19 protein-coding genes are annotated in these 23,722 nt (G+C 74.4%); 12 read left to right on the plus strand and 7 right to left on the minus strand.

Annotated elements, in window-relative coordinates; translation table 11 throughout:
* Positions 1–473: 473 nt before the first annotated feature.
* The 3 genes from CNX65_RS23170 to CNX65_RS23180 all read right to left on the minus strand — a co-directional run bounded on the left by CNX65_RS23170 (position 474) and on the right by CNX65_RS23180 (position 3,570).
* Positions 474–1,109: a hypothetical protein gene (locus CNX65_RS23170; protein ID WP_096495653.1), complete on the minus strand. Its 636-nt coding sequence runs from the start codon at positions 1,107–1,109 to the stop codon at positions 474–476.
* A gap of 137 nt (positions 1,110–1,246) precedes the next feature.
* Entirely contained in the window at positions 1,247–2,251 is a 1,005-nt protein-coding gene (locus CNX65_RS23175) for a hypothetical protein (RefSeq protein WP_096495654.1), read from the minus strand.
* Positions 2,252–2,469: 218 nt separating this feature from the next.
* Positions 2,470–3,570, minus strand: a complete 1,101-nt coding sequence (locus CNX65_RS23180) for an S-(hydroxymethyl)mycothiol dehydrogenase (protein ID WP_096495655.1) — start codon at positions 3,568–3,570, stop codon at positions 2,470–2,472.
* Between the two features lie 316 nt (positions 3,571–3,886).
* Between CNX65_RS23180 and CNX65_RS23185 the strand changes: the two genes are divergently transcribed.
* From CNX65_RS23185 to CNX65_RS23210, 6 genes are all read left to right on the plus strand, one after another.
* Positions 3,887–5,137: an MFS transporter gene (locus CNX65_RS23185; protein WP_096495656.1), complete on the plus strand. Its 1,251-nt coding sequence runs from the start codon at positions 3,887–3,889 to the stop codon at positions 5,135–5,137.
* Positions 5,138–5,465: 328 nt separating this feature from the next.
* Positions 5,466–6,680 carry an ATP-grasp domain-containing protein gene (locus CNX65_RS23190; RefSeq protein WP_096495657.1) on the plus strand — a complete coding sequence of 405 codons (1,215 nt, stop codon included), beginning with the start codon at positions 5,466–5,468 and terminating at the stop codon, positions 6,678–6,680.
* Positions 6,677–7,954, plus strand: a complete 1,278-nt coding sequence (locus CNX65_RS23195) for an MFS transporter (RefSeq protein WP_157767807.1) — start codon at positions 6,677–6,679, stop codon at positions 7,952–7,954. The genes CNX65_RS23190 and CNX65_RS23195 overlap by 4 nt, the downstream gene beginning before the upstream one ends.
* Before the next feature lie 249 nt (positions 7,955–8,203).
* Positions 8,204–9,808, plus strand: a complete 1,605-nt coding sequence (locus tag CNX65_RS23200) for an AMP-binding protein (RefSeq protein WP_096495659.1) — start codon at positions 8,204–8,206, stop codon at positions 9,806–9,808.
* Between the two features lie 43 nt (positions 9,809–9,851).
* A complete protein-coding gene (locus CNX65_RS23205) occupies positions 9,852–10,100 on the plus strand; it encodes a phosphopantetheine-binding protein (protein ID WP_096495660.1) in 249 nt (82 codons plus the stop codon).
* Complete coding sequence (locus tag CNX65_RS23210) at positions 10,097–11,062, plus strand: alpha/beta hydrolase (RefSeq protein WP_198320543.1); 966 nt, start codon at positions 10,097–10,099, stop codon at positions 11,060–11,062. The genes CNX65_RS23205 and CNX65_RS23210 overlap by 4 nt, the downstream gene beginning before the upstream one ends.
* Before the next feature lie 45 nt (positions 11,063–11,107).
* Here CNX65_RS23210 and CNX65_RS23215 read toward each other — a convergent pair whose 3' ends face one another.
* Genes CNX65_RS23215 through CNX65_RS23225 form a run of 3 tightly spaced genes read right to left on the minus strand, consistent with a single transcriptional unit; the run spans position 11,108 to position 15,967 of the window.
* Positions 11,108–12,385, minus strand: coding sequence for a transketolase C-terminal domain-containing protein (locus tag CNX65_RS23215; RefSeq protein ID WP_157767808.1), 1,278 nt, complete (start codon positions 12,383–12,385; stop codon positions 11,108–11,110).
* Entirely contained in the window at positions 12,382–13,776 is a 1,395-nt protein-coding gene (gene pcaB, locus CNX65_RS23220) for a 3-carboxy-cis,cis-muconate cycloisomerase (protein WP_096495662.1), read from the minus strand. Before pcaB ends, CNX65_RS23215 begins: the two co-directional genes overlap by 4 nt.
* On the minus strand, positions 13,766–15,967 hold the full coding sequence (locus CNX65_RS23225; protein ID WP_232519970.1) for an FAD/NAD(P)-binding protein: 2,202 nt from the start codon (positions 15,965–15,967) through the stop codon (positions 13,766–13,768). Before CNX65_RS23225 ends, pcaB begins: the two co-directional genes overlap by 11 nt.
* A 487-nt stretch (positions 15,968–16,454) precedes the next feature.
* Here CNX65_RS23225 and CNX65_RS23230 point away from each other — a divergent pair, with 487 nt between their 5' ends.
* The 6 genes from CNX65_RS23230 (at position 16,455) to CNX65_RS23255 (ending at position 22,303) form a co-directional block, all read left to right on the plus strand.
* Positions 16,455–17,189 carry a HalD/BesD family halogenase gene (locus CNX65_RS23230; RefSeq protein ID WP_096495663.1) on the plus strand — a complete coding sequence of 245 codons (735 nt, stop codon included), beginning with the start codon at positions 16,455–16,457 and terminating at the stop codon, positions 17,187–17,189.
* A 121-nt stretch (positions 17,190–17,310) separates the two neighbouring features.
* Complete coding sequence (locus CNX65_RS23235; protein WP_096495664.1) at positions 17,311–18,408, plus strand: hypothetical protein; 1,098 nt, start codon at positions 17,311–17,313, stop codon at positions 18,406–18,408.
* A 183-nt stretch (positions 18,409–18,591) separates the two neighbouring features.
* Positions 18,592–19,395, plus strand: a complete 804-nt coding sequence (locus CNX65_RS23240; protein ID WP_096495665.1) for an SDR family NAD(P)-dependent oxidoreductase — start codon at positions 18,592–18,594, stop codon at positions 19,393–19,395.
* 225 nt (positions 19,396–19,620) lie between these two features.
* Positions 19,621–20,355, plus strand: coding sequence for a GNAT family N-acetyltransferase (locus tag CNX65_RS23245; RefSeq protein ID WP_096495666.1), 735 nt, complete (start codon positions 19,621–19,623; stop codon positions 20,353–20,355).
* A gap of 65 nt (positions 20,356–20,420) precedes the next feature.
* A complete protein-coding gene (locus CNX65_RS23250; protein ID WP_232519971.1) occupies positions 20,421–21,314 on the plus strand; it encodes a nitrilase-related carbon-nitrogen hydrolase in 894 nt (297 codons plus the stop codon).
* On the plus strand, positions 21,311–22,303 hold the full coding sequence (locus tag CNX65_RS23255; protein ID WP_198320544.1) for an alpha/beta hydrolase: 993 nt from the start codon (positions 21,311–21,313) through the stop codon (positions 22,301–22,303). The genes CNX65_RS23250 and CNX65_RS23255 overlap by 4 nt, the downstream gene beginning before the upstream one ends.
* 365 nt (positions 22,304–22,668) lie before the next feature.
* On the opposite strand, the gene CNX65_RS23260 is transcribed toward CNX65_RS23255, so the two are convergent.
* Complete coding sequence (locus CNX65_RS23260; RefSeq protein ID WP_096495667.1) at positions 22,669–23,673, minus strand: pectinesterase family protein; 1,005 nt, start codon at positions 23,671–23,673, stop codon at positions 22,669–22,671.
* Positions 23,674–23,722: the final 49 nt, after the last annotated feature.

Here is a 23,722-nt window from a genome sequence, read left to right on the forward strand (position 1 = left end):
AACGAGGATGCCAGTCTGGTTGACCCGCCCCTGACCAGCTACCGCGCTCGCGCGGCGAGCGGCATCCACGCTGCGCCGAACGGTATCCCCAGGACGCGTTCAGCAGTATGGGTGCACCGGCGCGCCGAAGTTGCACCACAGATACTTTGAGGTGACCTACCGAGCAGTTTGATCACTTGTTCGCACCAGCCGTCACACGAAAGGGCTATCCCTCGATCGTACGGAAGCGTGACAATTCTGCGTAGTAAAGAATTTTTAGGCCAAGTAGTTGATGTAACGGACGACACCCCTCACCCGATCGGGGAATCGGGTAGGCCGGTTCCCGAAACCGGAACCTTGCGCCCAGCGGTAGTCGCGCCCCCTCGCGCGCCCGGCACGACCGTCGACCGCCGGGGCGCCCCGTCCTCGGACCGTTGGCCCACTGGCCCGCCGGCCCGCTGGACCGCCGAACGTTCGCGCCCCGACGGGAACCGTCAGCCGACCGGCGCAGGGCCTGCCGGTGACGGGCTCGGCCTGTGCAGCAGGAACAGCGCCGCCACGAGCGCGCTCACCACCACGAACACCACGATCTCCAGCGGGATCGCGATGCTCCTCGGCACCAGGGTGCCCGCGCCCAGCGCGGCGAACAGGCCGGCCGCCGCGCCCGCCGCGCCCTTGCGGACCCAGGACGCCGGGATCAGCAGGGACAGGCCGATCACCGCGATGCCGCACATCAGCAGCTTCGCCGACGAGCCGTCCGCGACCGGGGACACCGTGACGCGCTCGCCGTCGGCGCCGAGCACGTCCAGGGTCCGGCCCGCGAAGCGCACCAGGACGACCTCGGCGGGCGGGCTCGGGGCGACGCGGTTGGCGTCGTCCCAGCTCGGCAGGCCGGCGATGACGTGCTCCACGCCGTCCCCGTCCTTCGACTTCAGCTGCGCCGAGCCGTCGTAGTCGCGGAAGGCGCTCGACACCGTGACGCGCTCCTCGAACACGCAGTCCTCGCGCTCGACGGCGCCGCACTCGGGCGCGAAGGCGAACGCCCAGCCCTCGGCGACCGCGCCGCCCCACAACCAGGCCGACCCGATCGACACCAACGCCAACATCGCGGCCACCGCGATCGCCCTCATGGCGCAGGAGAGTAAGCCGAGGTGAGCGCGGGAACCAAGCACTACTACGCAGGGTTTACACACAGGTCCCGAATGATCGCGGAAGGTGTTCACAACCGCGTTACGGTTCGTGCGGGCCCCGCACGGAACCGGATCGATCAGGTGTCCGCAGACCAGGCGCGGGAGACGCCGCACTGCTCCGGTTTCGCCAGCCCGCCGCCCGCCGCGACCTCCTCGTGCGTGCGCACCGGGTCGACCGCCCAGGACGCCAGCAGGTCCCGGTCCACTTCGGACAGGTGACGCCACGGCAACCCGGGGTAGTCGCCGGGCACGGCGGTGATCGTGGGTACCGGCAGCCGGTCGCCGTACAGCCTGCCCGCCCACAGGTCGCCGCTGCCGTCGAGCACGCCGACCCGGTCGTGGTCCAGCAGCGCGGCCACCGACAGGCGCGGCGGGAACCGCAGGCTGTTCTCCGCGCCGGGCAGGTCGTGGCCGGCGATCCAGTCGACCAGCGCGTCCTGCCTGCGCCCGAGCCGCCCGTCGGCGTAGCGCGAGCTCATCACCACCGGCACGGCCACGCCGCCCGCGTCCCGGTAGGCCAGCAGCCCGCCGAGGCGCTGCCGCAGCTGCCCCGGCGTGTCCAGCGCGCTCACCGACACCCGCAGCTCCGCGCCCGCCGCGACGAGCCCGGCCAGGACGTCCGGCGGAACCGGGTGGAAGTGCTTGGTGACGAACACGGTGCAGCGCCCGGACTCCCGCACCAGGTCGGCCAGCTCGCGCGCGCCGCGCCAGTCCCAGGACGCGTCGCTGTTCCACCCGTTGCGCAGGAAGCGCTGCCCGGCGGGCAGGGCCGCGAGGTCCGCGCGCAGCACGTCCGCGTCCAGGTGGTTGCGCACGCGGACGCCGAAGTCGAACCCGGCGCCGAACGCGGCGCGCGCGGCGAAGCAGCTGCCGTAGCAGACCTGGGTGATCGGCAGGCAGCCCAGGTGCAGGTCGGTGGTGAGGCCGTCGAACGGCAACCCGCCCCGACGACCGGCCCGGACCACGATCGGCTCGGGGGCGCGCAGCGGCCGGACCGGGGCCATGCCCGCCGTGCTGCGCGCGACCAGCGAGCGGACCTCGCGCAGCGCCTCGGGGTCGTGGCCGGGCGGGTCGGTCGGCACGGCTCCTCCTCACCGCGCCCGCGCGGCACGGGCGCCACGCCCACTGGACCCGGTGACGCGGAGGGGCGAGCGGGCGGGGGTCCCGGCGCAAGCGCTGGTCAGGGCGGCGGGGAGGGGCGCGGCGGCGGTTCGGGGCACGCGGGCGGAAGTGGGGGCTCGCTCACAGCGGACCACGGGCGCGCGGCGGGCGGAGACGCCGCGCGACCAGTCGGGCAGCGCTAGCCCGCGCCGCCCAGCACCACCACGCTGCGCAGCACGTCGCCCCTGCGCATCGCCTCGAACGCGCGTTCCACGTCGCCGAGCCCGATCCGCTCGGACACGAACCGGCGCAGCGGCAGGCGGTCCTGGAGGAACAGCTCGACCAGCGGCGGGAAGTCGCGGGACGGGAGGCAGTCGCCGTACCAGCTCGTGCGGTACGTGCCGTTGCGCAGGAACGCGTCCAGCAGCGGCAGCTCCAGCCTCATCGACGCGTCCGGCCTGGCGACCAGCACGAACGTGCCGCCCAGCGCCCGCGCGTAGAACGCCTGCCGCCAGGTCTGCTCGGACCCGGCTGCGTCGACGACCACGTCGGCGCCCAGCCCGCCGGTCAGCTCGCGGACGCGCGCGACCACGTCCACGCCCTCGGCCGCGTGCACGAAGTCGGTGGCGCCCAGCTCGTGCGCGACGCCGCGCTTGCGCTCGTCCCGGTCCACCGCCACGACCGTCGTCGCCCCGGCCAGCCGCGCGCCCGCGACCGCCGCGCCGCCGACCCCGCCGACGCCGATCACCGCGACCGTGTCGCCGACCCGCACGCCGCCGGTGTTCATCGCCGCGCCCAGCCCCGACATGACCCCGCACCCGAGCAGGCACACCGCGGCCGGGTCGGCCGCCGGGTTCACCGGGGTGCACTGGCCGCTGTGCACCAGGGTCAGCTCGGTGAACGCGCCGATGCCCAGCGCCGGGGTGAGCGGCGTCCCGTCGAGCAGGGTCATCGGGGTGGTGGCGGTGCGGTCGTCCACGCACGCCTCGGCCCGCCCGCGCCTGCACGCCCGGCACTCGCCGCACACCGCCCGCCAGTTGAGCACCACGAAGTCGCCGGGCGCGACGTTCCGCACGCCCGGCCCCACCCGCTCCACGATCCCGGAGGCCTCGTGGCCCAGCAGGTACGGGCCCTCGGCGGCGATCACCCCGTCCCGGTAGTGCAGGTCGGTGTGGCACACCCCCGACGCCAGCACCCGGACGGTCACCTCGTCCGGACCGGGGTCCGGCACCACGACCTCCACCAGCTCGGCGGGCTTGCCGCCACCCGGCGCCACCACAGCACTGACCGTCCTGGACATCCGCTCGCCTCCACGAAGCTCGTGCGCCCGCGCGGGCGCCCAGCCGGATACCCGCCGCAACCCCCTCCGGCGTTACCCCTGAAACACTTCGCCCGAAGGTCTTGACGGGCGACCGACAGGGCCAGCCGATGCGATTTGCGCACTTTTCCCCAGCATTCCAGCGCGCTCCCCGCGGATCCGCGCCCGGAGGTGGCAGCGGTTTCCCGATTCGCCCGGATCGCGCATTCCGCCGCCCGACCCCGGCGTGCCAGCATGTCCCCGCGCCGGGACGCGCTGGAGCTGTCCGCGGGCACTTCGGGGAAGTGGTGGAGCAATCATGAGCGGCACTCCCAGGATCGCGGGGGGCATCACCGCGTTCGCGATCTTCGCCACCGCGGTCAGCTTCGTGATCTCGATGGCGGGCTCGTCGATGAAGAGCACCGTGCAGGTGCTGTTCCTGCCGATGGTCGACAGCTTCGACGTCACCAGGGGCACCCTGGCGGTGGGCACGACGCTGTTCGCGGTGGTCACCGCGCTCGCCTCGTCGGCGGTGGGGCACCTGGCGGACCGGATCGGCGCGGTGCCGGTGCTGGCGATGGGCGCCGGGATCGTCGGGTGCGTGCTGCTGGTCTGCGGGACGGTCACCGACATCCGGCTGTTCGTGCTGGCCTACGGCGTGCTCGGCGCGATCGGCTGCACGATGCTGTCGTTCGTGCCGCTGGGCGTGCTGGCCGACCAGCTGTTCGCCGGGCGCAACGCGGGCGTGCTGTACGCGGTGCTGACCAACGGCGCGGCGGTCGGGTTCATGGTGCTGGTGCCGCTGTGGACGTACCTGGGCGGCATCACCGACTGGCGGCAGATCCTGCTGGGCGCGGGCGCGGTGTTCCTGGTGGTGCTACTGCCGCTGTCGCTGCTGCTGGTGCGCTCCTCCACCCGCCAGCCCAAGCCGCCCGCCGCGCCCGCCGAGCACGGGTTCCTGGCCGGGGTGCGCACCGCGTTCGCCGACCGGCGGGTGCGCGGGCTGATCCTGCCGTTCTTCGCCTGCGGCACCACGATGGCGTTCGTCGACGTGCACCTGTTCCCGCACATGCACGACCACGGCGTGGCCCCGGTGACCAGCTCGGTGGCGTTCGTGCTGCTGGGCGCGACCGAGATCGCCGGGTCGCTGGTGGCGGGCAGGCTGTGCGACCGGGGCCGGATCAGGGCCACGCTGGTCGGCGGCTACCTGATGCGCGCGGGCGCGATGGTGCTGACCCCGTTCTTCTCCGCCGAGTTCACCGTCCTGGTCTTCGGCGCGGTGTTCGGGGCGAGCTACCTGGTGACCGTGGTGGCCACCACGATGTGGATCGCGAAGATCCTGCCGCGCGGGCGCAAGGGCACCGCGATCGGCGTGCTGTGGGCGCTGCACATGGTGGCGGTGGCGGTGAGCAGCCAGCTGGGCGCGGTGATCGCGGACCGGTTCCACAGCTACCTGCCGGTGATCGCGCTCAGCGCGGTCATGACGGTCGGCGCGGCGCTGCTGGTGTCGTTGCAGCCGGACCCCGACGCGGTCGGCCCCGAGGTGAGCCGGACGCCCGCCGCGGCGTGACGGCGGCGCGGGCCATCGGGTTTCCCGATGGCCCGTTCGGCGCAGCGGGGCGTTCCGCAGGGCGGGAAGGGGCATTTCAGGGACCGGGTTCTTTTTCCGGTGCGAGTGCAATCAGCCATACGGTGTTCCGACTCTTCTTCGATTGCCCCGCAACACCGGGGTGTGGCACTGTTTTTCCCAGCCGGAGCGCGATGTCGCGGCACCGCGGCTGCTTCCCGCGCGGTGGTCCGCCACGGGGCGACGCCGCCTGCCCGACCGTCCCGCGCCACCGCCTCCGCGCGGCACTCGGCACGAACACCGGGCACGGAAGCACAGGGGGATTCCCGCAGTGAGCGAAAAGCGGCTGGTCGTCATCGGCAGCGGTGGTCAGGCGTTCCGGGAATACGCGCTGGAGGCGATGGCGGGCGAGGCCGACCTCGTGCTCCTGGAGAACCGGGAGCCCACCTGGCAGAAGCCGCACATCACCGACTTCCGGGTGGTCGACCCGGCGGACGTGCCCGCGCTGGTCGAGGCGGTGCGGGAGGTCGCGCCGGACGGGCTGCTGACCTACGACGAGAGCCTGGTCGGCACGGTCGCGCGGGTCGCCGCCGAGGTCGGGATCGCGCACACCTCGCCCGAGGCGATCCGGTTGTGCAAGGACAAGTCCGCGCTGCGCGGGCACCTGGCCGAGGCCGGGCTGAGCCCGGTGCGGTTCGCCGTGGCGCACACCGAGCAGGAGGCCGTGGACGCGGCGGGGCGCGTCGGGTTCCCTCTGGTGTGCAAGCCGCTCGCGCTCGGCGGGAGCATCGGCGTGGTGCGGGCCGACGACGAGGCGGGGCTGCGCGAGGCGTTCGCGATCGCCGCGACCGCCAAGGCCGGGGACGGCACCGCGTCCAAGCTCGCGGGCGTGCTGCTGGAGGAGTACCTGGAGGGGCCCGAGTTCAGCGTCGACTGCGTGGTGTGGGACGGGGTCGCGCACCCGCTGGTGGTGGCCGAGAAGGTGCTGGGCTTCCCGCCGTACTTCGAGGAGCTGGGGCACGTGGTGCCCGCCGAGCCCTCGCCCGCGATCGACGAGGCGGTGCGGCTGGTGCGCGAGGCGCACCGGGCGGTCGGGCTGGACCGGCTGGTCACGCACACCGAGTTCCGGCTCACCCCGGACGGGCCGCGCATCATCGAGATCAACGTGCGCCTGGGCGGCGACCTGATCCCGCTGCTGGGCAAGCTGGCCAGCGGGGTGGACCTGGCCGCGTCGGCGGCGCGGGTGGCGGTCGGGCTGGCCCCGGAGACCGAGCCGCTGCGCTCGGAGGTGGCCGCGATCGTCATGGTGTACCCGGACCGGGCCTACCGGGTGGACGGCGTGCGGTTGCGCCGCGACGAGGCCGAGTACCCCGGTCTTGAGCGGCTGACCACGTTCCTGCCGCCCGGCACCGAGGTGCGGCTGCCGCCGGAGGGCTTCCTGTCCCGGCTGGGCTTCGCGATCGTCACGGGCGCGGACCGGCGGGAGTGCCTGGAGCGGCGGGACGCGGTCGCGGCCGACCTGGTGGTGGACGGGACGCCGCTGTGAGCGCGGGGACCGGTGGGGCCGGGACCGGTGGGGCCGACGAGCAGCGGTCGGTGCTCAAGGTCATCCTGAGCTCGCCGCGCCCGGTCTGGATCCTCGTCGCGGGCGTGTTCGTCAACCGGTCCGGCTCGTACTTCGCCACGTTCCTGACGCTGTTCCTGGAGCAGCTCGGGTTCACCCTGGCCCAGATGCCGCTGATCCTGCTGGCCGTCGGCGTCGCGATCCCGTGCGGGTCGATGCTGGGCGGCTGGGTGTCGGACCGCTTCTCCCGCAAGGCGTCCCTGGTCGGGTCGACGCTGCTGGCGGCGGTCGGGCTGGCCGTGATCGGCTTCGCGCCGACGAAGGCGGTCGCGCTGGTCGGGGTGTTCGCGGCGGCGCTGTTCGCGCAGTCGTACCTGCCCGCGGCCTCGGCGCTGCTGGTGGACCACACCCGCGAGCGGGACCGGGTGCCGGTGTTCGCGTTCTTCCGGTTGGCGCTGAACGTGGGCGCGGCGGTGGGGCCGGTGCTGGCGATCGCGATCACCCCGTACGGGCTGGAGTCGCTGTTCCTGGTGAGCAGCGGCGCGTACCTGCTGTTCTCGCTGGTGCTGTGGCTCGGGTTGCCGAAGCCCGCGGCGCGGGTGGCCGAGGAGGCGTCCGCGGACGAGGTGGCGGCGGGCGGCAAGCGCTTCCCGGTGCAGCTGGCGCTGTTCTTCACCGGCGTGCTGCTGATCACCGCCGTGTACGTGCAGTACTCGTCGACGGTCCCGCTGGCGGTGGCGGACTTCCACGACGCCAAGGTGTACGCGGGGCTGCTGACGCTCAACGCGGTGCTGGTGATCGTGTTCGAGGTGCCGCTGAGCGCGTGGACGCGGACGCTGCCGTGGCGGCTGCCGCTGGTGCTGGGCACGGCGCTGATGGCGGTGGGCATCGCGGCCTCCGGGTCGTTCCCGTCGTTCGCGCTGCTGATCGCGAGCGTGGTGACCTGGACGATCGGCGAGATCCTGTTCTCCCCGGTGGTGGCGAGCGCCGCGGCGTCGCTGTCGCCGAGCGGGCGGGTCGGGCGGTACCAGGGGTACCTGGCGGCGGTGCAGTCGACGGCGTTCGCGCTGGGACCGGCGGTGGGCACGTACGTGTACGGGCGCGGCGCGCCGCTGCTGTGGGTCTCCTGCCTGGTGGCGGGCCTGCTGGCGGCGGTGGCGTTCACGGCCGCGCACAAGCCGCGCGGCGAGCGGGGCGCGGAGGGTGTGGGCGGCGCGACCGAGGGCTCGGAGCGGAGCAGCGGCGCGGCGGTCTGAGCGGTCGGAACGGGCACGGCGGTCGGAACGGGCATGACGGCCGGTTCGGGCGCGGCGGTCTGAGCGACTGGACCGGGCACGGCGACTGGACCGGGCACGGCGGCCGGTTCGGGCGCGGAGGTCCGGGAGCAGGACCGGGCGCGGCGGTGGGAGCCGGGCACGGCGGGGCGGCGCGAGGGGGCGCCGGTCCCGAGCGCGGTCGTCGCGGGGCGGCGGGCGCGCGGCGAGGATTCAGGGGAGGAACACCGGATGGGCGGGGAAGATCCCCGGATCGTGCTGGAGTGGCTGCGCGCGGCCACCACCGGCGGGGTGCACCGGGTGGAGCGGGGCGGGACGCGGTTCGCGCCGTGGAGCGAGGTGCTCGGCGACGTCGAGCGGGTCGCCGCGCACCTGCGGGAGCGCGGGATCGCGCCGAGGGCGCGGGTGGGCGTGCGCGGGGACAACAGCTACGAGTGGCTGGTGCTGGACCTGGCGCTGCTGGAGCTGGGCGCGGTCCCGGTGGCGATCCCGGTGCCGGACTTCAAGGGCCGCCCCAACTCCGAGGTGGCGCGGACCTACGGGCTGGTCGCGGTGTTCGCCGCCAAGGCCGCGCGCTCGGCCGACGACGGCCCGGCGGTGGCCCCGCTGGAGGACCTGCTGGGGCTGCCGGGGTTCACCCCGGACGCCGATCCCCCGGCCCCGCTGGGGAAGCGGCTGCCGGAGAACGACCGCGAGGTGTTCACGCTGGCGTTCTCCTCCGGCACCGCCGGGCGGGTCAAGTGCCTGCTGCTGGCGTGGCGCGGGGTCGAGGCGCTGGTGCGGGCGCAGGGCGCGGCGTACCCGATGACGCCCGAGGACCGGGTGCTGATCGCGCTGCCGCTGTCCACCTTCCAGCAGCGGTACCTGTGCTACCTGGCGATCCGCAACGCCTGCGGGATCGTGCTCACCACCGCGTCCCGGTTCCTGGCCGCGCTGGAGCAGGGGAGGCCGACGATCCTGCTGGGGCCGCCGAACTTCTACGAGTTCGCGCACAGCCGGTACGAGAAGCTGCCGCCGCACGAGCGCGAGGCGCTGGACCGGGCCGTCGAACCGGCCGACTCGCTGCCCCGCGAGGAGGCGCTGCGCCTGCGGCGCGAGGTGTTCCGCTCGTTCCACGACTCCTACGGCGGCCGGGCGCGGCTGATGCTGGTCGGGTCGGCCCCGGTGCGGCCGGAGATGCTGGAGTTCTTCGCCCGCGCGGGCTTCGAGCTGTACCAGATCTACGGCATGACCGAGATCGGCTACCTGACCTGGAACCTGCCGGGCGACAACCGGATCGGCTCGGTCGGCCGGGAGAACCAGCCCGGCAGCGTGCGGATCGCCCCGGACGGCGAGGTGCTGGTGACGCACGACGTGCACCTGTGCGTCGGCTACGAGGGCGAGGAGCCCGAGGACGTCGAGCAGGTGTTCCGCGGGCCGCGCACGATCGCGACCGGCGACCTCGGCGAGTTCGTCGACGGCCACCTGTTCCTCAAGGGGCGCAAGAAGAACGTCGTGATCACCAGCGGCGGTGAGAAGCTCCAGATCGAGGACCTGGAGTTCGACATCGCCAAGGCGGGCGGGGTCAACCGGGTCGCGCTGTACCCGGCGCCGGACGGCGACGGGTACGCCGCCGCCGTCTGGTACGACGGCGACCGGGAGGCCGCGCGGGACGCGGTGCGCCCCCGCATCGGACTGGTCAGCTCCCGACTGGGGGCCGGGCGGCGGATCAGCCGCATCGCGCTGCTGCCCGGCGAGCTGACCCCGGAAAGCCCGCTGCTGAACCGGAACCTGAAGGTGAACCGGGACGCAGTGCGGGTGGCCACGTCGGCCGCCCTGGAACCGCTCGACGCGTGAACGGCCCGCGCCGCCGGGCCGCGAGAGGGACGGAGCACTCACCATGACCATCCAGAAGATCACCGAGGACGCCGCGGCCGAGCGGGTCGCGCTGGTGTGGGAGCGCGCGCTGAAGGTGTCGCCGGTCGCGCACGACGCGGACTTCCTGAGCCTGGGCGGGAACTCCCTGCTGCTGCTGTCCATCATCACCGAGGTCGAGGACGTGTTCGACGTCGAGCTGGACGTGGACGAGGTCGTGGAGGACCTGACCGTGGCGGGCATGGCGCGGGTGGTCGCCAGGACCGCCGGGTGACCGCGCTCGGGCACGACTGGACCGCGCTGGTCGACCCGGAGCTGGTCGACTCGGCGAGGGCCCAGCCGTACGTGTCGTTCACCGACCCGCTGAAGGCGCGGCGGAACTTCGCCCGCGCCTGCAAGCTGTCGCGGGCGCTGCTGCGCGGCGCGCCGGACCCGGTCGGGGTGGAGGTGGTCGACACCTCGTTCCCCGTGCCGGGCGCGGACGTCGGGCTGCGGGTCTACCGGCCCGCCGCCGCCCCGACGCCGCCGGGGGTGCTGGTGTACTTCCACGGCGGGGCGTTCGTCGCGGGCGACCTGGACTCCGAGCACCACCGCTGCCTGGGGTTCGCGGCGGCCGGGGTCGCGGTGGTGTCGGTGGACTACCGGCGACCGCCGGAGCACCCGTTCCCGGTGCCGGGCGAGGACTGCTACGCGGCGGTCGAGTGGGTGGCGGGCGCGGCGGCCGGGCTGGGGTTCGCGCCGGAGCGGATCGCGGTGGGCGGCAGCAGCGCGGGCGCGACGCTGGCCGCGGCGGTGGCGCTGATGGCGCGCGACCGGGGCGGGCCGGAGCTGGCGCTCCAGGTGCTGCTGTACCCGGCGCTGGACGACCGGCTGGTGAGCGGGTCGATGCGGCGCTACCCGGAGACCTCGTCGTGGAAGGTCGCGGACAGCGCGCTGATGTGGCGGCACTACCTCGGCGACTCGCCGGAGGCGGCGACGTCGGAGTACGCGGTTCCCGCGCGGCGCGCGGACTTCACCGGGGTCGCGCCCGCGTACGTGCTGGCGGCCGAGGTGGACGCGCTGCGCGACGAGGCGGTGGACTACGCGGTGGGGCTGTCGCGGGACGGGGTCCCGGTGGAGCTGCACCACGTGGCGGGCGCGTTCCACGGGTTCGACGCGGCGGTGCCGACCGCCGGGGTGTCGGCGCGCTCGCTGGCCTCGCAGGCGGCGGCGCTGCGGCACGCGCTGCTGCGGTGAGCGCGGGGTGGTCCGGGGCGGCGCGCCGTCCCGGACCACCCAGTTTCAGCGGCAGCCCCGCTCGGCGAGCAGGGCGGCGGCGCGCTCGACGTCGGCCGCGTCCGGGCCGCCGGGGCGCCCGGTTCCCGCGCGCAGCCGGGCCACCGGGGCGAGCAGGTCGTCGAACGCCAGCTCGGTGACGGCGGCGGCGAGCGCGTCGGCGCTGCGGGCGGCCCAGGGCTCGGTGACCACCACGACCCGGCCGGTGCGGCGGGCGGACGCGACCAGCGTCCCCAGGTCGAGGGGGAACAGCGAGCGGACGTCGACCACCTCGGCGTCGACCCTGCGGGCGGCGAGCGCGTCGGCGGCGCGCAGGGCGGGGTCGACCGAGGCCGCCACCGCGAGCACGGTGACGTCGACGCCCGGCCTGAGCACTGCGGCACGTCCCAGCGGCGGCACCACCTTGTCCACTGTGGACAGCCGGGGGTGGCGGGGGTCGGGTGGTTCAGCGGCTCCGCGCGGCGGTGGGCCTGCGCACAGCTCGGGTGCCGCGCGCTCCGGCGCGGTGGGCGCCCGCACCGCGGACGCCGGGACCACGAGAGTGGTGGGAGCGGGCGCCGGGACCACGAAGCCGCCCGGAACTGCGGGGTCCGGGACCACGAAGCCGTGTGGTTCGGCGGGAGTCGGGGCCGGGAGGCCGCGCGGTTCGGCGGGGTCCGGGATCGCGAAGCCGCGCGGTTCGGCGGGAGCCGAGGCGAGGCCGCGCGGCCCGGCGGGGTCCGGGACCGCGAAACCACGCGGTTCGGCGGAAGCCGAGACCGGGAACCCGCGCCGTCCGGCGGGGTCCGGGATCGCAAAGCCGCGCGGTTCGGCGGAAGCCGAGACCGGGAACCCGCGCCGTCCGGCGGGGTCCGGGACCACGAAGCCGCGCGGTTCGGCGGGAGCGGTCCGGGGTTCGGGTTCGACCAGCACCACCGGCTCCCCCGCGCGCACCGCCTCGGCCAGCAGCAGCCGCGAGTCGGCGGGGGTCGCGGGCGCGACGAGCCGCACGCCCGGCAGGTGCGCGGCCCAGGTCCCGGTGGTGCGCAGCACGACCGGGTTCCCGGTGCCGACCAGCAACGCCTGGTACGCGGGCAGCTCCTCCGGGGCCACCGCCACCACGGGGTGCAGGCCGCCCGCGACCAGCGCGGCCACCGAGCCCGCGTCGCCGGAGGCCAGCACCCGCTCCCGGCCGAACTCGGCGGCCAGCTCGGGCTCGTCGCCGACCACCACCACGCGCCGGTTCCCGGCCAGCGCCTCGCGCAGCCCGGCGACCGCCTCGCCCCGCCTGGTCGCGGCGCTCACCCGCGCTCCCCGACCGCGCGCCAGCGCTCGACCGCGCGGTCGACCAGCGCGCCGGACGCGCCGGTGTAGCCGCGCGGGTCGCACAGCGCGCGCAGCGCGTCCAGGTCGGGTCCGGCGCCCGCCAGCCTGGTGTGCAACCAGTCCGGCAGCTCGTCCGGGCGGCCCGAGGTGGCGGCGGTGGCCTCGGTGAGCAGCCGCTTGGTCTCCACCTTGCCCAGCACCGGGGTGAGCCGCGCGCCCAGCCGCTCGGACACGACCGCGCCGCCGGTGAGCGCGAGGTTCTCCCGCATCCGGTCCGGGAACGCGCGCAGGCCCGCCGTGAGCGCGGCGGCGTTGCGGGCCGCGCCCAGCACCAGCCGCAGCGCCTCCCGCAGCGGCTGCCACTCGGCGTGCCAGCCGCCCGCCGACCGCTCGTCCTCGACCACCAGGCACTGGTGCAGCACCGAGACGAGCGCGGGGACCTGCCTGGCGGCGGTGAGGATCGCCGTGGCGTGCACCGGGTTGCGCTTCTGCGGCATGGCCGAGGACGCGCCCCGCCCCGGTTCCGCGGGTTCGGCGACCTCGCCGATCTCGGTGCGGGACAGCACCGCCACGTCGGCCGCGAGCCTGCCCAGCGCCCCGGAGGCGAACGCCAGCACCGAGGCCACGTCGGCGATCGGGGTCCGGGAGGAGTGCCAGGGCAGGGCCTGCGGGGCCAGGCCCAGCTCGGCGGCGAACGGCTCGACCAGGTCGAGCGGGTCGCCGTCGGCGAACTCGCCGTAGGCGGCCAGGGTGCCCGCCGCCCCGCCCAGGGAGACCGGGAGGCCGCCGTCCAGCACCGCCTCGATCCGCTCGACGGCGTCGAGCACTTGGGCCAGCCAGCCCGCGGCCTTGAGGCCGAAGGTGATCGGGACGGCGTGCTGGGTGAGGGTGCGGCCCGCCATGGGGGTGTCGCGGTGCCGCCCGGCCAGCGCGGCGAGCGCGGCGGCGGTGGCGAGCAGGTCGGTGCGGAGCCTGCGCAGCGCGTCCCGGCACAGCAGCATCGTGGCGGTGTCCAGGACGTCCTGGCTGGTGCTGCCCCGGTGGACGTGGTCGGCGGCGGACAGGCCGGTGGCGGGCGCCTCGGTGTCGGCCGCGCGGACGATGGCGGTGAGCTGGGAGACGAACGCGACCACCGGGTTCCCGGTGGCGTGCACGCCCTCCACGAGGCCGGGCCAGTCGAACGCGTCGGGGTCGGCCGCCGCCGCGATGGTCTCGGCGGCGGACTCCGGCACGACGCCCAGCCGCGCCTGCGCCCTGGCGAGCGCCACCTCGGTGGTGATCATGGCGCGCAGCCAGGCCCGGTCGTCGAGCAGGGCGTCCACGCCGGTGCGGGCCCAGCCCGGCGAGAGCAGTCCGGTGTCAGCGAACACGGTTCCCCTTCCTCCCGACCGCGTCGGCGGCGCGGGCGTCGGCGGCGAGGACGCTCGCCCTGGCCACCGCGTCGGCGTCGCCGAGGATGACGGAGTTCACGCCGGGGCGCACACCCGCCGCGGTCGCCCAGTGCACGGACTCGGTGGGGATGCCGAAGGCGAACCGCCTCGGGTGGACCGCGCCGGAGCGCTCGACGAGCCGGTAGGGGCGGCGGGTGACGGCCAGCCCGCCGGTCTCCAGGTGCCCGCCGCCGTCGACCGGGATGCGGTACGGGACACCGCAGCCCTTGCGCAGCAAGGACTCCACGAGCGGGTCGAGGGTGCGGCGCACGTCGCTCTCCGGGAGGCGCGCCTCCAGCAGGACGCGGGCGCGGTGCCGGGAGCCGGGGACGGCCGGGCTGCCCATGACCCACTCGCCGCGCCGCTCGTCGCGCTCGACGGTGACGCCGGGGCCGACCACCTCCAGCACCCCGGCCTCCAGCAGGGCGATCATCTCCTCGATCCGGCCGACCGGCGGGCCGATGGACAGGTAGGCGTTGAGGGGCGTGTACCAGCGCTGGAGCTCGGCCTCGTGCGAGTCGCCGCTGAGGCTGCCGTGGTCGACCACCAGGCGGACCTCGTTGCGCAGGTCGCGCAGCACGTCCAGGGCCGCCTTGAGGGGGCCGCGCACGTTGCCGAGGCGGGCCTCGCGCACGTCGGCGCGCAGGTGGTCGAGCAGCCAGGCGCGGAACTGCTCGGGGTGGGCGAAGTCGCGGCCCCGGTGCGGGGCGGCGAGCGCGGCCCAGTCCCAGCGGTCGGCGCGGGGCACGGACCAGGCGTCGAGCAGCTCGCCCTCGGCCTCGGCCAGCGCCACCGGGGCGGCGTGCGGGCCGGGTCGCGCGGTCACCGGGTCCCGCGACTCCGCGGCCAGCTGTGAGAGCGCTCCCACGGCCTCCACGAGCGGCCGGTACTCGGCGAGGAAGCCCGCCGCCGCGCCGGGCCCACCGCGCTCGGCCAGCAGGGCCGCGTAGTAGACGGCCCGGACCTCTCCGTCGATCCACGGCCACACGTCGTCCAGGAACCGCAGCGGGCGACCGGCCCCGGTCAGCGCGGCGATGCGCTCCTCGGTGAGGAACAGCGGCACGTGCCTGCCGCGCGGGCCCTTCTGGTTCTCGCCGCGCGCGTGGTGCGGCACGCCCCTGCGGGCCCCCGCGACCAGGATCGGCTCGCGGCCGGACGGGAGGTAGGCGAGGGCGCCGTCGGCGCGGCGGGTGAACCGGCCGCCGCGTCCGGCGGTGAGCAGCGCCACGTGGTCGAAGAAGTTCAGGCCCAGCCCCCGGACCAGCACCTTCTCGCCGGGTTCGATGGCGCCGTGGTCGGTCTCGGCCGGGTTGTCCGGCGGCAGGTAGCGCAGGCCGTGGGCGCGGGCGAACTCGGCGTGCGCGCGCTCCTCGCCGGTCGGGCGCAGGTCGGCGTGGCCGGTGGTGAGCACGACCGCGTCCAGCCCGGTGATCCGCTCGCCGCCCGCGAGGGTCAGGTGCTGGACGCCGTCCGGGTCCTCCTCCAGGTCGACGGCGAGCCGCCGGTGCAGCTCGATGGTGACGTTGGGCGGCGCGGTGCGCAGCAGGCGCCGCAGCACCCAGTCGAGGTAGTGCCCGTAGAAGGCCCTGGTGGGGTAGTCGTCGGGCCCGAGCGCGCGGGCCTCGGCGCGGACCGCCTCCGGCAGGTCGTCGAACTCGCCCGCGAGGGCGCAGAACCCTGCCCATTCGTGCAGATCCGGTCCGGGCGCCACCGGTCCCGCGCAATCGACGGTCTCGTCCGTGAACAGGGTGACCTGCGAGGCGATGGTGTTCATCAGCAGCTGCGGCGACTGGTCGGTGCGCCACACCCGGCCGCCCCTGCCCAGGTGCGGGTCGACCAGGCGGACCCGGAGGCGCAGGTGGGCGAAGTCGGCGCCCGCGTTGGCGCACAGCCGCTCGAGCACGGACAGGCCGCGCGGGCCGACGCCGACGACGGCGATCTCCAGGGCGTTCGCGCTGCTCGCGCGGGGTGCGGCGGTGGTGCTGGGCGGCGCGGACTCGGTCCCGGTCATGTGGTTGGCCTCCGTGTCGCGGCTCTCGGCGGACCACGCCCGAACGGCCGCGTCCGCGCCCTGCGGCCGGTCCGGCCGCGAGGGCGCCCACGCGGGCGGCGGCGTGCCCGGTGAACCCAAGGTTCATTTATGGGGGAAATTATCTTCAATAATCGACCGAACGGGTGAACGGCCTTGTCCACCAGAACTGCGCGCAACTGGTCGACTTGGTCGACCCAGCCCGAGATTGCCACGCGCACCCGCCACCGCGAAAGGTATTGCGACGGCGCGCGGGGCTGACGTAGATTGTGCCCGCCAGGAGATCCCACCACATGCCGGAGTGATCGCACCAGGTCATCGGCGGTATACGCGGTACCGAAGCGTCTCACCAGCTCAGAGGCGTACGGCTTGCCGCATTGCCGCCGGGTGTCACAGTGCGTAAACTTCCGGTAATTCGACTCTCCCCATTTCTCGAACGGGACCGCAAGACACCCCGCAAAACCTCGGGAAAATTGCCCGCTCCGCTCCCGCAACGATGCGCGAACGCGACACGCGATCGGCTCGGATCGCGCGCCTGGAACGGGTGACCCTCACCTAAGCCACCAGCCATGGGGGAATTGTGTCGGAATTGACCACCGCGACCGTCGACGAGCACATCGCCGCGCACCTGGGTTCGCTGCCGGACGAGAGCTACGCGATGTCGCGCAAGAGCTTCGAGGAGCTGGGCTTCGGCCTGATCCCGTACGTGCTCCCGGACTCGGTCAAGCAGGTGCTGTCGGACGAGATCCAGGAGCTGGTGCGCACCGGTGGCATCCGGCGCGACCTCCAGCTCAAGGAGACCGGCAACAGCCACCGCAAGATGCGCAACGTGAACGCGGCGGAGATCAGGGAGCACGACGGGTGGGTGGACGCGGTCTACCGCTCCCCCGCGCTGCGCGAGGCGCTGTCCAAGGTCGCGGGCGAGCCGGTGAAGATCTGCCCCTACCTCCCGGAGCAGTACATCATCACCTCCCTGGAGAGCAGGGGCGACACCCACGGCTGGCACTGGGACGACTACAGCTTCGCGGTGATCTTCGTGGTGGAGGTGCCGCCGCTGGAGCTGGGCGGCTTCGTGCAGACCGTCTCCGGGACCTCGTGGGACAAGGAGGACCCCAAGGTCTTCCAGAAGCTCGTCGACGGCGTGATCCGCTCGCACGAGCTCAAGCCCTGGGACCTCTACCTGCTGCGCACCGACACGACCCTGCACCAGGTCCACCCCCTGCTGGGCGGCAAGCGCACGATCGTGAACATGTCGTACGCGGCGAACCGCGACGACGACAAGAGCATCTCGCACGAGACGATGGAAGAGCTGTTCAAGGTCTGACCGCCCGGTCGGGCCTCGCGGGTCCGAGTCCTCGCGCAAGCGTCCTGCCCCCACCCGCCCCACCCCGGCGCGCCCGGCGCCGGGGTCCGGGCCGGGAACGACCGATAGAGGAGTAGTGGACATGGACCTGACCACAGCGCTGGTCGTCGACGCCTTACTGGTGGCCGGATTCGGCGTGCAGCACTCCGTGCTGGCCACCCTGCGCGTCAAGCGGGTGGTGAAGGCCAAGACCCGCATGGAGTCGCTGGCCTGGCGCTCGGTGGAGTCGCTGTCGAACGTGGTCTACATCCTGGTCGCGGCCTCGCTGTGGCAGCACACCCCGGACGCGGTGGTGTGGGAGACCAGCGGCGCGCTGATGTACGGGATGTACGCGGTGACCGTGGTGTCCTGGCTGTGGTACTGGCAGCTGCACCTGTTCGAGTACGACTGCGGGCTCGCGTTCGGCTCGACCACGCTGGTGTCGCAGGTGACGAACTCGCCGGGGCCGAAGCTGATCCCGTGGAAGGTCGGCAGCAGGCGCTGGATCCGCTTCCCGGTGCACACCGCGTTCTTCGGCATGTTCCTGCTCCTGCCGACCATGACCGCGGACCTGCTGGTGCTGGGCGTCGTGCTGAACGTCTACAACGTGATCGGCAGCATCCTGTACGACAAGCGCCTGCTGGCGCTGTCGGCGAAGTCGTACCAGCCGTACGTGGACGTGACCGGCCTGATCTTCCCGCCGGTGTACCGGGCCCCGCGCGGCGCGGCCGACGTGGCCATGCCCAAGCCCGCGCACTGGCGCTCCCCCGCCGCGCACCTGCCCGGCCTGGTGGTCGGCATCGGCCTCGGGGTGCTGTACTACGCGGTGCTGGGCGGCAACGCGACCACGCCGCTGGACATGCTCAAGGTCGCGGGAGTCGGCCTGCTCGGCTCGCTGCTGACCGGGCTGCTGCTGGGCGCGGTGCTCAAGCCCCGCTCCGAGGACTGGGGCCAGCGGCAGACCGACCTGTCGACGACGGTGGCGCTCAACGCCGCGGTCGGCGTGATCACCTGGGCGACCATCGCGTGGGTGCAGACCGGGTCGGCCCCGTCGTTCGCGGCGTTCCTGCCGCTGTGGTTCACCGTGCAGTACCTGGGCCACGTGTTCGCGGCGCTGACCAGCAAGACCAAGTGGGCTGCCGCTCCCGCCGACGAGGCGGTCGCGCCGAAGGCCGCCCCGAAGACCGCGCAGCCCGCCTGACCGAAGGCGCGCGGCCAGGAAGGCGGTCCCGCGCGCCGAGGACCGGCGAGACTGCTCGCAGGGCGACGCGGGGCACGACGACGACCGGGCCGCGCACGTGGGGACCACCCCCGCGTGCGCGGCCCGTCGCGCCGGGCCCCGGCCACGCCCGCCGCACCCGCACAACCGTGAGGAATCCGCACCATGCGCACTGTCGTCATCTCCGGGGCGTCGTCCGGCATCGGGCTCGCCACCGCCCGGCGCTTCGCCGAGGCCGGGGACCGGGTGGTCAACCTGGACCTGAAGCCGCCCGCACCCGCCGACGAGGTGGGGCGAACGGCGCTGGTGGACGTCTCGGACTGGTCGGCGGTGCGGGCGGCGGTCGACGCGGTCGCGGCCGAGCACGGCGGGGTCGACGTGGTGGTCGCCAACGCGGGCATCAGCCTGCGCAGGCTGTTCCTGGACATGACCGAGGAGGACGTCACCGGGCTGCTCAAGGTGAACGTGCTCGGCGTGATGGGCCTGTGGCAGGCGGCGGCCAGGCACATGGTCGCGGCGGGCGGCGGGGTGCTGCTGGCCACCGCGTCCACGAACGCCTCGGTCGGGTACCCGTACTACGCCGACTACAACGCCTCGAAGGCCGCGGTGCTGGCGCTGACCAGGACGTTGGCGCTGGAGTACGCACCGCTGATCCGCACCGGCTGCGTCAGCCCCGGCTACGTGATGACGCCGATGCAGCGGGCCGAGTACACCGACGAGATGCTCGCCGAGGTCAACGCGCGCATCCCGGCCGGGCGGCACGCCGACCCGTCGGAGATCGCCGACGCGTTCTTCTTCCTCGCCTCGCCGCAGGCGAAATACCTGACCGGGCAGCAGCTCGTGGTCGACGGCGGCGAGCTGGCGGGCGGCACGGCCTCCGGCTACCGCACGGTGTTCGGCGACGGCGTCCTGGGCGCGGGTCGGGACGGGAGCGAGCAGCGGGGCGTCCCGGAAGCCGGTGGGCGCTGAGCGGGTGACGCCCTTTCGGGGCTACGCAAAGGAAACCTCCGGGGCGTAAGGTCCCGGTCCGTGCCGGTGGCGGCCTCGCCACCGGCACTCCCCTTCCCAGGCCGAGGCCCACCCGCGCCGCGCTCGTGCGAGCGCTTCCGGGAGCGGGTCCGACGATGAAAGCAGGGCAGTACCATCAGCATCGGAGCCCCCACCACCGCAGCGGCCCTCCCGCTGGTCGCGGACGTGCTAGGCGACTCGGTGTCGCACTACCGGACCTTCCCCCAGGAGGGCGGGCTGACCGCGTTCGTGGTCGACCGGCCGGGCCGGGTCCTCACGCTGTCCGCCCAGTGGCGGATCTACGACGCGCTCGTCCCCGTCACCACCCGGTCCTTCGGCGCCGACATGACCCCGTACTGGGCGCAGCGCTCCAAGGAGGGCTACCTGGAGCGGCTGGCCGAGTTCGTGCTGATCGCCTCGCCCGAGGGGCGCATGATCGGCTGGACCGGGTTCCACGTGCTGCCCTACGACCGGCGCACCCTGGTGTACCTGGACTCCACCGGCATGGTGCCCGAGCAGCAGTCGCGCGGGGTCATGCGCAAGGTCATGCGGGAGCGCATCCACGAGGCGGTGCTGCCCGCGTGCCGCCCCGACCTGCCGGTGTACCTGACCGCGCGCAGCGAGAGCCCGGTGTTCTACCGGTTGATGCGCGGGCTGCTCCAGGAGGAGCACCACGTGCTGCACCCGCACCCGAGCCTGCCGGTGCCCGAGGACGTGGCGGACAGCGCGCTGGACATGGCCACGTGGCTGGGCCAAGGCGCGATCCTGGACCGGACGACGCTGGCGATCCGGGGCGCGTACGACGGGCTGGACGAGCTGTACGGCGAGCTGCCGACGACCGGTGACGCGGACCTGGACAAGCTGTTCCGGGGCCAGCTCGGGCCGCTGGACGCCTACCTGCTCGCGGGCAGGGTCCGCTGAGCGCGGGGGGCGGGGACCGGGCGGCGCGCCCAGCGGGTCAGGACCCCGCCGGTCGGGAGTTACCGGTGGGGCAGGGCTTCTCTGGCACGCCGGGCGGTTCGGTCGGTTCCGGCGGCTCGGGCGTTCCGGGCTCCGACTGGTCGGACGGGCGGCTGCTGCGCGCGGTCCTGCTGCAGGAGGCCACCCCGGCGGAGCTGTCGCCGCGGGAGCGGGTCGAGCGGGTGTGCGAGCGCGTCGCCGCGCTGGGCGACGCGGACCTGGTGCTGCTGCCCGAGCTGTGGGCCACGGGGTTCTTCGCGTTCGACGACTACGCGCGCACCGCGCAGCCCCTGGACGGCCCGGTCGTGGCCGCGCTGGGCGAGGCGGCCCGCGCCGCCGGGGTCCACCTGCACGCGGGCAGCGTCGTGGAGCGGGCGCCGGACGGGCGGCTGCACAACACGAGCCTGCTCCTGACCCCCGACGGGGAGCTGGCGCACACCTACCGCAAGGTGCACCTGTTCGGCTACGGCGCGCGGGAGAGCGAGCTGCTCGCGCCCGGCGACGGGGTGGGCGCGCACGCGGCCCCGTTCGGCCGGGTCGCGCTGAGCACGTGCTACGACCTGCGCTTCCCGGAGCTGTTCCGGGCGCAGGTGGACGACGGGGCCGAGCTGCTGCTGGTGACCTCGGCGTGGCCCGCCGCGCGGGTGGCGCACTGGCGGCTGCTGACCAGGGCGCGGGCGCTGGAGAACCAGTGCTTCCTGCTGGCGGTGAACGCGGCAGGGACGCAGCACGGCACGGAGCTGGCCGGCCGCAGCGTCCTGGTCGACCCGTGGGGCGAGGTGCTGGCGGAGGCGGGCTCGGAGCCGGGTGAGCTGCGGGTGGCGTTCGCGCCGTCCGCGGTGGCGGCGGCCCGCGCCGAGTTCCCGGCGTTGGCGGATCGAAGGTTGTTTCCCGGCGAGGAAAGCGGTGGAGCACGGTGAGCGAGCACGACCTCCACGGGATCGACCGGGAGCTGCTGGAGTCCGCCGGGATGCAGCCGGTCGTGGACTACTCGGACCCGAAGTCGGTGCGGACCACGCTGCGGCGCGGGTTCCGGCTGGCGCGGGCGCTGCGCGGGGCCGGTCCGCACGACGCGGCGCTGGAGGTGGCCGAGCGGGCGGTTCCGACCCGCGAGGGCAGCCCGGACGTCCCGGCGCGGGTGTACCGGCCGGTGCGGCGGGCGGACCCCGCGCCCGCGCTGGTGTTCTTCCACGGCGGGGCGTTCACCGCGGGCGACCTGGAGACCGAGGACGCCCGGTGCCGGGAGATCGCGGCCAGGACCGGGGTCGTGGTGGTGTCGGTGGACTACCGGCTCGCGCCCGAGCACCCCTACCCCGCCGGGTTCCACGACTGCTACGACGCGCTGGTGTGGGTCGCAGGCGCGGGCGCGGCCGAGCTGGGGATCGACCCGGCGCGGGTCGTGGTGGGCGGCAGCAGCGCGGGCGGGGCGCTGGCCGCCGCCGTGTCGCAGGCCGCGCGCGACCTGGGCGGACCGGCGATCGCGCTCCAGGTGCTGCTGTACCCGGTGGCGGACGACCGGCTGGAGACCGCGTCGATGCGCGCGTTCACCGCCACCCCCGGCTGGAACCAGCCGAACAGCGTGCACATGTGGCGGAACTACCTGCGCGGCTGGGAGGGCGGCGCCCCGTCGTACGCCGCGCCGAACCGGGCGTCGGACCTGACCGGTCTGCCGCCCGCGTACGTGATGGTCGCCGACCGCGACCCGCTGCGCGACGAGGGCGTGGAGTACGCGCGCAGGCTGATGTCGGCGGGCGTGTCCGTGGAGCTGCACCAGTTCGCGGGCGCGTTCCACGGGTTCGACGCGGCGGCGCCGCAGGCCGGGTTGTCGCGGCGGTCGCTGGACGAGCAGTGCGCGGTCATCGCCCGGCACACCGGCGTCGTGGTGGACGAGCCGGTCGCGGTGGGCTGATCGGCCCCGGTCCCGGCCCGCCCCCTCGCGGGTGAGCCGGGACTCGGTCGGCTGACCCGCGCCCCGGCCGGGGACGCTGACGTTCCGGGAGCCGATGACCGTGCGGCGGTACGGCGACGCCGGGTTGCGCGGACGGCAACACCTTCCAGGCCATCTCCGGCGACCCGGTGCGGGACAACGTGTTCCGCTCGGGGACGGCGCACGACGGGGGGGCGGCGCGGCGCCGGGCGGTACGGGATATCTCCGGCTACTGGTCGTTCGAGCGGGCCGACGTGTGCGCGCGGGCGGTGAACCCCTTCCGGCCGTGACCGGGTTTCCCGGCGGGACGCGCGTCCCGCCGGGAAACCCCGGCCGGTCGAAGAGGGCTACTGCACCGGGTTCCAGCCGTCGCTGCCCGCGAGGTACTTCTGCGCGGTGTGGTTCGCGGCGGTGGAGGCGCTCATCTGCGGGCGGTCGCCCGTCCCGGTCGTCGCCCCGGCGCCCGAGTTGTTGTGCTCGGTGAAGCGGCAGGTCTTCCACGAGAAGCCGCCCATGTCCTGCCACGCGCCGGTCTGCCGGATGTGGCCGCCGAGCGTGGAGTCGCGCACCAGCACCTGGCCGATGGCGTCGGCCGCGCCACCCGCGTGCCAGCAGCGGCCGAGGGCCACGGTCTTGGCCGCCGACGGGCCCTTCAGGGTGGACCGGGTGATCAGGATGCCGTACGGGTTGGAGGAGTGGGTGGCGGCGGCGGTGATGTAGCCGTTGTTGCTGCTGCCCCGGTCCAGGGACTGGATGGTGGTCGAGTCGACCACCAGCGCGCCGTTGCCGTAGATGAAGTCCACGGCGCCCTCGATGTAGCTCTTGTAGACGTACTGGCGCACCTGGGAGCCGCCCGTGCCGCCCCAGGACAGGAACGTGTCCTGGTAGCCGAGCATCCGCACGTTGCGGTACACCTGCCGGTCGCCGCCCGCGTACAGGGCCAGCGCCTGGCTGTCGTGCGCGGCGTAGGTGTTGGCCATGGTCAGGCCGGTGACCGAGGTGTCCTTGGCCTTGTTGAGGACGGTGGCGCTGCCCTCGGTGCCCGCCGTGGACGCCGGGGTGCTCCCGGTGATCACGACGTCGGCGGAGTTGCCGGACGTGCCCTGCAGGATGAGCCCCGGTTTGCTCGCGGGGATGGAGACCTGGCCCCTGTACGTGCCGGGCTTGATCTTGATGGTCGAGCCGGGGGACACGGCGGCGATGGCGGCCTGGACGGTGGTGTAGTCGCCGGAGCCGTCGGCGGCGACGGTGACCGTGGTGGCGGCCTGGGCCGGGGTGGCCATGGCGAGGGCGAGCAGCGGGGCCGAGAGCGCCGCCGCGCCCCTGGTCAGGCGGGTGCCGTGCGGTGACATGCGTCAACTCCTCGTTGAGTCGCGGTGCGGTCGACGGCGGCGGTTCCGG

Origin of the sequence: Actinosynnema pretiosum (assembly GCF_002354875.1) — a bacterium.
Classification (GTDB): Bacteria; Actinomycetota; Actinomycetes; order Mycobacteriales; family Pseudonocardiaceae; genus Actinosynnema; species Actinosynnema auranticum.